At 65.2% G+C, this 13,956-nt stretch carries 9 protein-coding genes; 7 read left to right on the plus strand and 2 right to left on the minus strand.

Annotated elements, in window-relative coordinates:
- Positions 1–496, minus strand: a 496-nt coding sequence (locus ABNS06_RS06445) for an alpha/beta hydrolase fold domain-containing protein (RefSeq protein WP_348673329.1), incomplete at its 3' end; no start/stop codon positions are given.
- A 146-nt stretch (positions 497–642) separates the two neighbouring features.
- Positions 643–2,247: a propionate catabolism operon regulatory protein PrpR gene (prpR, locus tag ABNS06_RS06450; RefSeq protein WP_348673331.1), complete on the minus strand. Its 1,605-nt coding sequence runs from the start codon at positions 2,245–2,247 to the stop codon at positions 643–645.
- Positions 2,248–2,467: 220 nt separating this feature from the next.
- On the opposite strand from prpR, the gene prpB reads away from it, so the two are divergent.
- The 7 genes from prpB to ABNS06_RS06485 form a co-directional block, all read left to right on the plus strand.
- Complete coding sequence (gene prpB, locus ABNS06_RS06455; RefSeq protein ID WP_348673333.1) at positions 2,468–3,358, plus strand: methylisocitrate lyase; 891 nt, start codon at positions 2,468–2,470, stop codon at positions 3,356–3,358.
- A gap of 51 nt (positions 3,359–3,409) precedes the next feature.
- Positions 3,410–4,570, plus strand: a complete 1,161-nt coding sequence (prpC, locus tag ABNS06_RS06460; protein WP_348673334.1) for a 2-methylcitrate synthase — start codon at positions 3,410–3,412, stop codon at positions 4,568–4,570.
- Between the two features lie 115 nt (positions 4,571–4,685).
- Complete coding sequence (gene acnD, locus ABNS06_RS06465) at positions 4,686–7,289, plus strand: Fe/S-dependent 2-methylisocitrate dehydratase AcnD (protein ID WP_348673335.1); 2,604 nt, start codon at positions 4,686–4,688, stop codon at positions 7,287–7,289.
- A 37-nt stretch (positions 7,290–7,326) separates the two neighbouring features.
- Positions 7,327–7,815, plus strand: a complete 489-nt coding sequence (locus ABNS06_RS06470) for a hypothetical protein (RefSeq protein WP_348673336.1) — start codon at positions 7,327–7,329, stop codon at positions 7,813–7,815.
- 510 nt (positions 7,816–8,325) lie between these two features.
- On the plus strand, positions 8,326–10,704 hold the full coding sequence (locus ABNS06_RS06475; RefSeq protein ID WP_348673338.1) for a TonB-dependent receptor: 2,379 nt from the start codon (positions 8,326–8,328) through the stop codon (positions 10,702–10,704).
- A gap of 5 nt (positions 10,705–10,709) precedes the next feature.
- Complete coding sequence (locus ABNS06_RS06480; protein ID WP_348673340.1) at positions 10,710–13,268, plus strand: TonB-dependent receptor; 2,559 nt, start codon at positions 10,710–10,712, stop codon at positions 13,266–13,268.
- Positions 13,269–13,498: 230 nt separating this feature from the next.
- Positions 13,499–13,956 (plus strand): PrpF domain-containing protein (locus ABNS06_RS06485; protein WP_348673342.1); only part of this gene is annotated, 458 nt, incomplete at its 3' end.

The following is a 13,956-nucleotide window of genomic DNA, read 5'->3' on the forward strand; positions in this document are numbered from 1 at the left end:
CCACGGCGGCAAGATTGCCGCCCGCGCTGTCACCACCAACGACGATGCGTGACGGATCGCCGCCCAGCGACGCGGCATGCGCGGCAACCCACTGCGTGGCCGCGAAACAGTCGTCCGGCGCGGCGGGAAACGGATGTTCCGGCGCGAGGCGGTAGTCGACGGAAACCACCAGACAGCCAACCCGGGCGCACAGCTCGCGGCACACCGGGTCGTAGTCGTCCACGCAGCCGATCACGAAACCACCGCCGTGAAGGTAGACGAACACGGGAAACGGCCCCTCCCCCTTCGGCGTGTACACCCGCAGCGCAAGCTCGCCACCCGGACCGGGAATGCGACGATCCTCGGTGCCGGCGATGTCGGCATCCGAGCTCGGCAGCATGCCGATCAGTGCGCTGAAGGCCGCCCGCGATTCGGGGGGCGGCAAGGCATGAAACGGCTGCGCGCCGGCGGCTTCGAGCTGTTGCAGAAACCCGGCGGTCTGAGCATCCAGGGGCATGTCGGTCTCCTCGGTGTTGTTGTCGGTCGAGAATCAACACTCCGGTCGACCGGCACACTCTCCGGACGGGTAGGTGCGCCCGGATCACGCGGGTTCTCGGGTCGTCATGGAGCACACGATGGCAAGCGCCGCGACCCAACCGCCCATCAGGCAAGTGGATCGACATCGCGCATCCAGCGCCAGAGCGTGGAGCGGGACACGCCAAAGATCTCCGCCGCCCGGCCTCGGTGCCCGTTCACGCGCGCCAGTGTCGCCTGCAACTCGTCCGCCGAGGGGCGCCTGTCCGGCATTCCCGGCTCCACGCTCCGCTCATCCGCCGTGAGCTCAGGCGCGCAGGCGTCCAGAACCGCGGCGTCCAGCGCCCCCTGCATTCCCAGCGCACGGGCGTGATGGAACACGCGCTCGATGACATTCCGCAACTCCCGCACGTTGCCCGGCCACGAATAACGCTGCAGCCGCTGCAAGGCATCGGCGGACAGCGACATGGCCCCGTCGCCGGACAGCTCGTCGAGGAAATGCCGCGCCAGGATCGCAACGTCACCGCGTCGCAGACGCAGCGGCGGCAGCTCCACCCGCAGAACATTGAGACGGAAATAGAGGTCCTGGCGAAAATCGCCCTGGGCAACCATGTCCGCGAGGTCGCGGTTGGTCGCCGCGACCACACGCACATCCGCCGTCACCGGACGGTTGGCGCCCACGCGCAGGATCTCCTGCCCGTCCAGCACCCGCAGCAGCCGGGACTGCAACGACAGCGGCAACTCGCCGATCTCGTCCAGAAACAGCGTGCCGCGATGGGCCGACTCGATCAGCCCCGTCCGGCCACCGCGCCGGGCGCCGGTGAACGCGCCGTCCTCATAACCGAACAGCTCGGCCTCGAACAGGGATTCGGCGAAGGCCCCGCAGTTCACCGTCACCAGCGGGCCCCGGCTGCGCTGGCTGCCTGCGTGCAACCGCCGCGCCGCCAGCTCCTTGCCGGTTCCCGTCTCACCGAGAATCAGCACGCCCGCGTCAGTGGAACCGTAATAGGCGATGCGCTCGCGAATCTGCCGCATCGGCTCGCTGTCGCCGATCAGTTCCGGGCCGCTGTCGGTGACAACACGCCGCCGCGTGCGTCGCTGGCCGCGATCCTCGTCGGCCTGCTGAGCCCGCAGCGTGCGCGTGGCCGATGTGATGTCCAGCGCCGTCTCGAAGGCCGCCCGCGCGCTGGAGGCCGAGTACAGCAGCACGCCACGCAGACCGGCCGCGTCGGCGAAATCGGCCACCATGCCGGTGCCGACCACGACCTCCACCCCCTGCGCGGCCAGTTCGGAGACAGCATCCAGCGCGTCCTCGCTGGTGACGAAGGCACGCTGTTCGATCTGCAGACCAAAGCTCTCGGCAAAATCGGAGAACTCGGCATGCTCGGTCTGGTAGGTGACGACGCCAACGCGCTCCGCCATGCGTTTGGCCCGCGACAACGCGGCCATCAGCTCGAACCCGGTCGGCCTGACCAGCACCACGGGAACCGGCAACCGGCTCTTGAGGTACGCGCCGTTGGAACCGGCCGCGATCACGGCATCACAGGGCTGCGTCTTCAGCCGCCGGCGAATCTCTTCCAGCGCCTCCTCGAACCCCAGGTTGATCGCGTCGATCCGCGCCCGGTCATCGAATTCGGGGCTGACCTCGCGGAACAGACGCGCCAGACGGGTGACGGACACGGTCCAGATGCTCGGACGCGTGGTTCCCGCCGTTGCGGACAATGACTCGGGCATGACGGACAGCTATTTCATCGATGGTTTCATGAAACATTCTACGACGTTTCATGAAACACATGAAATCGAGATAGACGGCTTACCGCATCACGGACCATGAATTTTTTATCCGCATTTTCAGCAAGTTAAGACAAACCGCCGCAACCGTTGCAACGCCATCGACGACTGGCACAGCTCTTGTACAAGAGGCGCCACCTTCCCTCTCACGGAGTCGAGACGCGTGTCCATACCATCCAAAGGCCGGATGTTCCGGCAGGCGCTGGCCGAAGAAAAACCGTTGCAGGTGATCGGAGCCATCAACGCCAATCACGCCCTGCTCGCCCAGCGTGCGGGCTTCCGCGCGATTTACCTCTCCGGCGGCGGTGTCGCCGCGGGCTCGCTGGGCCTGCCCGATCTCGGCATCAGCGGCCTGGAGGACGTGCTGATCGATGTTCGCCGCATCACCGACGTCTGCGACCTGCCCTTGCTGGTCGACGTGGACACCGGCTTCGGGCCCAGCGCGTTCAACGTCGCCCGCACCACCAAGAGCCTGATCAAGGCCGGTGCCGCGGCCATGCACATCGAGGATCAGGTCGGCGCAAAGCGCTGCGGTCATCGCCCCAACAAGGAAATCGTCACCCAGCAGGAGATGGTCGACCGCATCAAGGCCGCCGTGGACGCCCGTACCGATGACGACTTCGTGATCATGGCCCGCACCGACGCCCTGGCCGTCGAGGGCTTGCAGGCCGCGATCGACCGCGCCTGCGCCTGCGCCGAAGCCGGCGCCGACATGATCTTCCCCGAAGCCATGACCGAGCTGCCGATGTACAAGCAGTTCGCGGAAGCCGTCGGCGTACCAATCCTGGCGAACATCACCGAGTTCGGCTCGACCCCGCTCTACACCGTCGAGGAGCTGGCTTCGGTCAACGTCGGGCTGGTGCTTTATCCTCTGTCCGCCTTCCGCGCCGCCAACAAGGCCGCCGAAGCCGTCTACACTGCCGTCCGCAAAGACGGTACGCAGAAGAATGTGGTGGACAGCATGCAGACCCGGATGGAGCTATACGACTCGATCGGTTACCACGATTACGAACAGAAGCTCGACGCACTGTTCGCCAAGGGCAAGTCGGCCTGACGCGGGCCGCATACCGACACCTCTTCAAAATCGGAACAACGGGAGAACCCCATGAGTGAGACGACCCAGAGCGCCGGCGGATTCAAGCCGAAGAAGTCCGTTGCGCTGTCCGGCACCGCCGCCGGCAACACCGCGCTGTGCACCGTCGGCCGGTCCGGCAACGACCTGCATTACCGCGGCTACGACATTCTCGATATCGCGGAAGCCTGCGAATTCGAGGAGATCGCCTACCTGCTGATCCACGGCAAGCTGCCGACGGAAGCCGAACTGCGCGCCTACAAGACCAAGCTCAAGGCCTACCGCGGCCTGCCCGCCGCCGTGAAGGGCGCGCTGGAGGAACTGCCGGCCAACTCACACCCCATGGACGTGATGCGCACCGGCGTGTCGGTGCTGGGCTGCGTGCTGCCGGAGAAGGATGACCACAACCATGCCGATGCCCGCGACATCGCCGACCGGCTGATCGCCAGCCTCGGTTCGATGCTGCTGTACTGGTACCAGTACGCGGTCAACGGCAAGGTCATCGATGTCGAGACCGATGACGATTCCATCGGCGGCCACTTCCTGCATCTGCTGCATGGCGAGCCGCCCAGTGAGTCCTGGGTCCGTGCGATGCACACCTCGCTGGTGCTCTACGCCGAGCACGAGTTCAACGCCTCGACCTTCACCTCCCGCGTGATCGCCGGCACCGGCTCGGACTTCCACTCCTGCATCGCCGGCGGTATCGGCGCGCTGCGTGGCCCGAAGCACGGCGGCGCCAACGAGGTCGCCTTCGAGATCCAGAAGCGCTACGACAATCCGGACGAGGCCGAGGCCGACATCCGCGAACGCGTCGGCCGCAAGGAAGTCATCATCGGCTTCGGCCACCCGGTCTACACCATCTCCGATCCGCGCAACGTGGTGATCAAGAAGGTCGCCAAGGAGCTGTCGGAGGAACAGGGCTCGATGAAGATGTTCAACATCGCCGAGCGTCTGGAATCGGTGATGCTGGACGCCAAGAAGATGTTCCCGAACCTCGACTGGTTCAGCGCCGTCAGCTATCACATGATGGGCGTGCCCACGAACATGTTCACGCCGCTGTTCGTCATCGCACGCACCGCCGGCTGGAGCGCCCATGTGATCGAGCAGCGTATCGACGGCAAGATCATCCGCCCCAGCGCCAACTACACCGGGCCGGAGAATCTGGAGTTCGTGCCGATCGAAAAGCGGACCTGAGGTTCGTTTTTCGATACGTGAGGAGTCAGGGGTGAGGTGTCAGGCGCATCGCCGACACCCCCACCTTGCTCCTCACGCCTTTCCCCTTGCCCCTCACACCTGACCCCTCGCCGCCATGACCAACACCGCCCACCGCAAACCGCTTCCCGGCACCGACCTGGACTATTACGACACCCGCGAGGCCGTGGAGGCCATCCAGCCGGGTGCCTACGACACGCTGCCCTACACCTCGCGCGTGCTCGCCGAGAACCTGGTGCGACGATGCAGTCCGGCGACGCTGACGGATTCGCTCAAGCAGATCATCGAGCGCAAGCGCGAACTGGATTTTCCGTGGTTCCCGACCCGCGTCGTCTGCCACGACATCCTGGGCCAGACCGCGCTGGTGGACCTGGCCGGCCTGCGTGACGCAATCGCGGAAAAAGGCGGTGATCCGGCGCTGGTCAATCCGGTGGTTCCGACGCAACTCATCGTCGACCACTCGCTGGCCGTGGAACATGCCGGCTTCGAGAAGGACGCGTTCGAGAAGAACCGCGCCATCGAGGACCGTCGCAACGAAGACCGCTTCCACTTCATCAACTGGACGAAGAAGGCCTTCAAGAACATCGACGTCGTGCCGCCCGGCAACGGCATCATGCATCAGATCAACCTGGAGCGGATGTCGCCGGTGATCCATGCCCGTGACGGCATCGCCTTCCCGGACACGCTGGTCGGCACCGACAGCCACACGCCGCATGTGGACGCCCTGGGCGTCATCGCCATCGGTGTCGGCGGCCTGGAAGCCGAATCGGTCATGCTCGGCCGCGCCAGCTACATGCGCCTGCCCGACATCGTCGGCGTGGAACTGACCGGCAAGCCGCAGCCCGGCATCACCGGCACCGACATCGTGCTCGCGATCACCGAGTTCCTGCGCAAGGAAAAGGTGGTCGGCGCCTACCTGGAGTTCTACGGCGAAGGCGCCCGCGCGCTCACCCTGGGCGACCGCGCGACGATTTCCAACATGACGCCGGAATACGGCGCCACCGCCGCGATGTTCTACATCGACGAGCAGACCATCGACTACCTCAAGCTCACCGGCCGCACGCCGGAGCAGATCGCCCTGGTCGAGAACTACGCCAAGACCACCGGCCTGTGGGCCGATGCGCTGGAGACCGCCGAATACGAGCGCGTGCTGACCTTCGATCTGTCCAGCGTTACCCGCAACCTCGCCGGCCCGTCCAACCCGCATCGCCGGCTGGCGACTTCCGATCTGGCCGCGCGCCACATCGCCGCCCCCTGGGAGATGCCGGCCGACGGCTCCATGCCCGACGGCGCCGTGATCATTGCCGCGATCACCAGCTGCACCAATACGTCGAACCCGCGCAACGTCGTCGCCGCCGGCCTGCTGGCGAAAAAGGCCAACGCGGCCGGATTGACCCGCAAGCCCTGGGTGAAATCCTCCTTCGCGCCCGGCTCCAAGGCCGTGCAGCTCTACATGGAGGAAGCCGGCTTGCAGGACGAACTGGACCAGCTCGGCTTCGGCATCGTCGCCTTCGCCTGCACCACCTGCAACGGCATGAGCGGCGCGCTGGACCCGAAGATCCAGCAGGAAATCATCGACAAGGATCTGTACTCGGTCGCCGTGCTCTCCGGCAACCGCAACTTCGACGGCCGCATTCACCCCTACGCCAAGCAGGCCTTCCTGGCCTCGCCGCCGCTGGTCGTGGCCTACGCCATCGCCGGCACCATCCGCTTCGACATCGAAAAGGACGTGCTGGGCATCGACAAGGACGGCAACGCCGTGACGCTGAAGGACCTGTGGCCGACCGACGAGGAGATCGACGCGGTCATCGCCGAGAGCGTCAAGCCGGAGCACTTCACCCGTGTCTACGAGCCGATGTTCAACTTCAAGGTCATCAAGGACGAGAACATCAGCCCGCTTTACGACTGGCGCCCGATGAGCACCTACATCCGCCGCCCGCCTTACTGGGAAGGCGCGCTGGCCGCCGAACGCACGCTCAAGGGCATGCGTCCGCTGGCCGTCTGCGGTGACAACATCACCACCGACCACCTGTCACCGTCCAATGCCATCCTGCCGACCAGCGCGGCTGGCGAATACCTGGCGAAGATGGGCCTGCCGGAAGAGGACTTCAACTCCTACGCCACCCACCGCGGCGACCACCTGACCGCGCAGCGCGCAACCTTTGCCAACCCCAAGTTCTTCAATGAGATGGTCAAGGACGAAAACGGCGAGGTCGTTCAGGGTTCGCTGACCCGACTGGAACCGGAAGGTGAGGTCGTGCGCATGTGGGAAGGCATCGAGACCTACATGAACCGCAAGCAGCCGCTGATCATCGTCGCCGGCGCCGACTACGGTCAGGGCTCCAGCCGCGACTGGGCCGCCAAGGGCGTGCGCCTGGCCGGCGTCGAGGCCATCGTCGCCGAAGGCTTCGAGCGCATTCACCGCACCAACCTCGTCGGCATGGGCGTGCTGCCCCTGCAATTCCAGGACGGCACCACCCGCAAGACCCTGGACCTCGACGGCTCGGAAACCTACGACGTCGTCGGCGAACGCGCGCCCGGCGCCACGCTGACGCTGGTCGTCCATCGCAAGAACGGAGAGACCCTCGAAGTGCCCGTCACCTGCCGCCTGGACACCGGCGAGGAGGTGTCGATCTACGAAGCCGGTGGCGTGCTCCAGCGTTTTGCGCAAGACTTTCTGGAGTCAACCAAAGCAGCCTAGGACCGATAGATCGATGCCGCTCGGTGGTCTGATTCTCATGTCGAAGCCGCCCACCAACGTGCGCGGCAGGATGGAAGCGACGCTGGATGAACACGGCCTGACGGAACGCCTCGGCGACGCGCTGTTCCCGCCCGAGCACTGGCATCAATCGCTGTCGGGCATCCACGAGGACACGCCCGGCATGCTGGAGACGCTGATGCAGGTCGGAAATGCCATCAATGCCGAGTCGGCATTGATGCGTTTCGATCACATCGGCGACTCCGGCGGGCGGCAGTGGTCGTTCCTGCCGAGGAACGAGCCCGGTGGGTTTTCGGAACTGATTTCGGAGGTCCGGCGTTCGATGAGCCTCTGGGGACTCGACATGGCGTTCAGGAATCGTCCGCAGGTTCCGATCTCCTATCGGGCGCCCGAGGATCTGCGCCCCGTCGAGATCGACTCGATCGACTGGAAGCTCGACCGCTACACCCTGGTGCGCAGGAGGCGTCATCCCTTCGGATACGACACGCTGAAGGAATGGCGGCTGTAACAACGGTGGCCGCTTGACGGCATCCCGCAAGCGCCTGTTCGCCGTCGGCAACCAGCCACGCATGACCACGTTTCCGGCCCGGGGATCCCATCAGGCCATCACCGCCCACCCCTAGAGTCGCTGACCGACACGGGACCGCAGAAGCGTCAGCGCCTCCAGCGACGCGGGAACCCGCGTCAGGCCGCGATGACCATCCGGCGCCACCCGTTGTTCTCGGTGTCGGTGACCGTGAATTGTGCGAGCCCTGCGGCGCGTAGCGCCTGGACAACGCCATCGGCGCATCGCTGCTACTCCTGTTCGAGCGCAGTAGTAAATACGGCCTTCATTGCGTCGCCATGCCCGGGTTAGACGGTAGATTTATACCAACGAGGCGAAAAAGCCTGCCCGATGGCGTCTCCGGGCACGGTATTTGCGGCCCTCCCCCACCATAAATCTTGGCTCGCCGAAACAGACTTGATGCTAGAACCCGACCCGACGGCCCGCCGTCCTCTTCGCTGGTGCGCGCTCGCCGTGGCCACACTGATCCTGAGCGCCCACGCGGCCCAGGCTCAGGGTGACGACGATGCATGGATGGACGATTTGTTCGGCGATGCTCCGCCCAGCGAGTCGTCGAACGGGCCCGAGACCGGCGACCCCGAAACCGCGGACGACAGCGGAGCCTCCGGAGACAACGCGGCGGCCTCGCGGGACGAAGGCGGCAGCAATGCCGGCAGGCCCGCGGAGTCAGCCCCCGAGACCGTCGAGACCATCCCGGTCCAGCCGCTGGACGAGGACCAGGACGAACCGCCAGCACGCCGGACGCCGTCCCGGCAAATCGAGGAAATCGTCGTCACCGCGACCAAGCGCGAATCCTCGGTTCGCGACATCCCGGTGAGCATCGACGCCATGTCCGGCGACGACCTGACCGAAGCCGGGGCCACGGATCTCGAGCAGATTCTCTCCAAGTCACCGGGCGTCACGTTCAGCAGTTCCGGCGGGTCGGAAATCCGTCAGCAGGTCGTCATCCGCGGCATCACCGCCAGCGGCACGGTCGGCTACGGCGGCACGACCACCGGCTATCTGTTCAACGACGTGTCGCTGGTCAATCCATCGCTGGCCGGCTCGATCCCCGGCATCGATCCCTACGACCTCGCCACGGTGGAAGTGCTGAAGGGCCCGCAGGGCACGCTGTTCGGAGGCGCGGCGCTGGCCGGCGCCATCCGCTACGTGCCGAACAAGCCGGTCCACGAGGAATTCTCCGGCAACCTCTCGGCGGGCGTCGGCAACGTGTCCGACAGCGATGGCCTCTATCGCGAGTACGCCGGCTATCTCAACGGCCCGGTCGGCGATTCGGCGGCGGTGCGCATCGTCGGCACCCGTCGCTCGTATCCCGGCGCGATCGATGACCTCACCGCGGACGAAGACGACATCGACAGCGGACGCAACACCCAGGCGCGGATCATTGGCACCTGGGACGCGACCGAGCGCCTCAGCGTCGAGCTGATGGCCTACCGCTTCGAGGCGGAGGCCGATGCCAGCGGCGCCACCGACAATCCCGACCGTCGCGAAACCGATTCACGCCGCACGGAAACACCCGGCGACACCTGGGCGAACATTTACCGCGGCGAGGCGGAGTACGCCTTCGACAGTTTCTCGGTCACCGGCATCGCCAGCTTCATCGAAAAGGACAATGAGAGCATCTACGATCTGACCTCGTTCTGGGGCTTCGAGCAGGTGCCGGGCGTGACCGTCCTCCAGCTCTACGAAGGCCACACCGAACAGACCACCGGCGAGCTTCGACTGGTGTCTTCCGAGCCCAGCGATACCGGGTTCTGGCTGCTGGACGAATGGGACTACCTGATCGGCCTGTACTGGCTGGATGCCGATCAGATCTTCAACAACACCACCCTGGCCAACCTGACGGTGCTGATCGACCCGCTGACGATCCCGGTGCTGGACATCCCCTCCGACGTCTCCGCCACCGCGGGCGAGACCGCCATCTTCTTCGATGTAACCCGACCGCTGGGCACCCGTTTCGAACTCAATATCGGTGGGCGGTATTTTCGTCAGGAGAGCACCGGCTATCTGGATTCCAGCGGGGACACGAGCGGCGTTCCACTCACGGAGCAAGGCTACAACCCCAAGGCCGCCATCACCTGGCACGCCACCGACAACATCCGCGTGATCGGCAGTTACGCCAAGGGTTTCCGTTTTGGCGGATTCAACAACAATCCGCTGAATGATCCGGACATCGAGTTCACCTACTTCTCGGACGAGATCAACAACTACGAGCTGGGCTTTCGCTCCGACTGGCTTGGTGGAGCGCTGCGCTTCGACCTCACCGGCTTCCACATCGAGTGGATCGATCCGCAGGTACGCCAGTCCAGTCAGCTCACGTCCACGTCCTACATCAGCAACGCCGGCGGCGCGCGCGTCCAGGGCGTCGAATCCGCGCTGACGATGCTGCTGCCGGCCAATCTCATGGTCACGCTCAACGGCGCCTATGTGGATGCCCGCCTGACCGAGTCCTTCGAATCGTCGCGCGGCACCGCGGAGGAAGGCGCACGCCTGCCGGCCACGCCGCGGGTCACCGGCTCGCTCGGCGTGATGCACCAGGCGTATTTCGGCCGCTGGATGATGAATTCCGGCGTCAACTACAGCTATCAGGGTGATTCCAACAACGAGGTCGTCAACTACGAGAAGTTGCCGGCCTACGGTCTGCTCGGCGCGTCGCTGAACCTCACCCGACCGGGCGAGATCACCCCCACCCTGCGCATCAGCGGCACCAACCTTCTCAACGAGACCGTCGCGGTCAACGCCTTTCACGGCATCAGCACCACCGGCGGGTCGATCAACTACGGATTGCTGCGACCCCGCACCGTGGTCGTTTCACTGGGCATCGAGTTTTGAACACCATGCTGAACCCGCTCCTCACGATTCCCCGCGGCCGCCAGTGTTTCGGCGTCACCTGGCTTTGTGGCGCACTACTCGCCGCGACCGTCGCCACGACCGCCATGGCGGCCGATGATGATCTGGACTTCCTGTTCTCGGAACCGGATGCCGAGACGGCCGAGGAGACACCGGCGCAGGACACTTCGGAACAATCCACATCGTCCGAACCCGAAGACACGAAGGCTGCACCCAGCGAACCCTACGAGGACACGATCCCGCTCGCCCAGCCGGAACCCGAGCCCGAACCGAGCCCGCGTCGCGGACGCGTGATCGAGGAAATCGTCGTCACCGCACAGAAGACGGAGCAGACCCTGCAGGAGGTTCCGGTAGCGGTGAGCGTGGTCGGTGGTGACCGGCTGCGCGACTCCGGCGTGTTCGACGCCAGCGGCATCGAGGACATGGTGCCGAACCTGGAAATGGACGTGGACGCGCAGTCCCCCACCATCGGCATTCGCGGCTTCAGCACCGACACCTACAATGTCGGCCTGGAACCATCGGTGGGCCTGATCGTCGATGACGTGCCGCTGGGCCGCACCGAATTCATTCCCGACGGACTTTACGACATCGACCGGGTGGAGGTGCTGCGCGGACCGCAGGGCACCCTGTTCGGCAAGAACACCATCGCCGGCGTGCTGATCTTCGGCACCGGCGAACCGGAACCGGTGCGCTCGGGATCGGTCCTGCTCACCGGCGGCGAGGACGACCAGCGCCGCGCCGAAGTGGTATTCAACCAGCCCCTCACGGACAAGCTGCTCTCCCGCGTGGCCGGCATGGCCTGGCACCAGGACGGTCAGGTCAAGAACAGCTTCCTGGATCGCTACGAGTCCTCGTTCGACCAGTACGCCGCCAGACTCAAGCTGACCTATGACGCCACGGACAATCTGCAGCTGCGTCTGGGCGGCCAGTTTGCCGACATCGACAACACCTACGCCCCGTGGCAGCCCTACGCCATGGACGAGGATGCGCTCGACTACGCCCGGACCAAGGATCCGACCACCGAGGACGATCCCTACAACAACCAGACGACCTTCAACACCCCGGGTTTCGTCAAGCACACAACCGACCTCGTTCATCTGGCTGGCGACTATCAACTGGGCAGCAATCACACCCTGACGGGGATCGTGGGTCATGCGTCCATGGAAAACCTCATCCGGATGGACTACGACGTCAGCGCCGCGGACCTCGTCAATGTCAACGTCGACTTCGGCTACGACCAGGATTCGTTCGAGCTGCGAGGCACGGGCAACTTCGACCTGTTCGGACTGGATGCCGAATACGTTGGTGGCCTGTTCTTCTTCCAGAGCACCATCGACATCGGTGTGGATGTCGCGCTCGGAACCGACATTGTCGAATTCGTGCTGACGCCCGCCGGCGCCGAGGCCCTGTTCGCCGCCGACGACGGCCTGATCAGCAATCTGTTCGAACTGATCGGGCCCATCACCGGCCCGATCGTCCCGCCGATCGATCTGGGCGACGGGATTTATCAGGCGTTCTACCAGGAGTCGCAGTCCATGGCGGCGTTCGGGCAGGTGACGCTGTCACTGACCAACCGGCTCGAATTGCTGCTGGGCCTGCGCGTCGGTCAGGAGGACAAGGATGCGCTGCTCAGCGTCACCTCTCGCGGCCTGGGGATCACCGCGGCGGTGGTCGGCGCCAACAGCCCGCCCAACACCAACTTCAGCGAACCGCTGGAGCGGCGGGAAACCGAGGTGTCTCCGAAGGTCGGGCTTCGCTTCCAGCTCACCGACGACATCTCCACCTACGTCCACTGGACCCGCGGCTACAAGAGCGGCGGGTTCAACGGCATCTCGTTCAACAGCGAGGATCTCGTCTTCGAGCCCGAGCGGGGTGACAGCTACGAGGTGGGCGCCAAGATGCGGCTGCTGGACGGCTCACTGGCGCTGAACACGACCTACTACCACACCACCGTCAGCAACATGCAGGTCGTGAATTTCAACGGCGTGAGTTTTGATGTGTACAACGCCGCCGAGTCCATCCTGAAGGGTTTTGAACTCGACGCCACCTGGCTGGCACCGTGGGACTGGCTGACGATCAACGGCGCCCTGGCACTGTCCACGGCCGAGTACGTCAGCTACCCCAGCGGGCCACCAACCGCGCCGCAGAGCGCCGAGTGCGGCGCGCTGGAAGACTGCCAGCAGGACCTGAGCGGCAGACCCCTGCCCAAGGCGCCGGACATCACCGCCTCCCTGGGTCCCGAAGTGCAGTTTCCGCTGGGTCGCAACCTGGGCATCACCGTGGGCGCGGACGTGAGCTACCGCGGCGAGCAGTACCTGACGCTGGACCTGGACCCGAATGCCTACCAGGAAGAGCAGACCCTGCTGGGGGCGCGGATCAGCGTCGGGCCCAGCAGCGAGCGCTGGGCGGTCACGCTGCGCGGCAGCAACCTGACCAACGAAAAGGCGCTCAGCTTCGTCGCCGACCACAACCTGTACGCGAACTCCTACTTCGCGACCCAGACACCGACGCGGCAGTTGAGCCTGACCTTAAGCGCAAACTGGTAGTTCAGCGCCAATGGCGGAGTGACGCATCGGGCAGGCTCAACCGCTGCCCGGTGCGCCGCGCCGGAATCGGGCAAGACCGAACGTCAATCGTGGACACCGGAAAATGCCGGACGCGATCAGTGATCTGAAACCGGTCCACTCCCTGCACGCAACCACCGGAAGGTCGGGGAAACACGCCGGTCGGGACTGCTAACATTGCGCCCCCACTGACGCATTCCGGCAGCTGTTCGATGGCCTTCGCACCCCAGATCAAGATCCCCGCCACCTACATGCGGGGCGGCACGTCCAAGGGCGTGTTCTTCAGTCTCACCGACCTGCCGGAAGCCGCGCAGGTCGCGGGCGAGGCCCGCGACAAGCTGCTGCTACGGGTGATCGGCAGCCCCGACCCCTACGGCAAGCAAACCGACGGCATGGGCGGCGCCACGTCCAGCACCAGCAAGACGGTGATCCTGTCGAAAAGCACGCAGCCGGATCACGACGTCGACTACCTGTTCGGTCAGGTGTCCATCGACAAGGCCTTCGTGGACTGGAGCGGCAACTGCGGCAACCTGACCGCGGCGGTCGGGTCCTTCGCCATCACCAACGGGCTGGTCGCCGCCGAGCGCATTCCTCAGGACGGCATCGCCACCGTGCGCATCTGGCAGAAGAACATCGGGAAGACCATCGTCGCCCGCGTGCCGATCACCGG

Origin of the sequence: uncultured Abyssibacter sp., from assembly GCF_964000955.1 — a bacterium.
Lineage (GTDB): Bacteria > Pseudomonadota > Gammaproteobacteria > Nevskiales > OUC007 > Abyssibacter.

Excerpts from the sequence above, each read along its gene's own strand:
- prpR (WP_348673331.1), bottom strand. The coding sequence starts at position 2,247 with ATGCCCGAGTCATTGTCCGCAACGGCGGGAACCACGCGTCCGAGCATC.
- prpC (WP_348673334.1), top strand. The coding sequence starts at position 3,410 with ATGAGTGAGACGACCCAGAGCGCCGGCGGATTCAAGCCGAAGAAGTCC.
- acnD (WP_348673335.1), top strand. The coding sequence starts at position 4,686 with ATGACCAACACCGCCCACCGCAAACCGCTTCCCGGCACCGACCTGGAC.
- ABNS06_RS06470 (WP_348673336.1), top strand. The coding sequence starts at position 7,327 with ATGTCGAAGCCGCCCACCAACGTGCGCGGCAGGATGGAAGCGACGCTG.
- ABNS06_RS06480 (WP_348673340.1), top strand. The coding sequence starts at position 10,710 with ATGCTGAACCCGCTCCTCACGATTCCCCGCGGCCGCCAGTGTTTCGGC.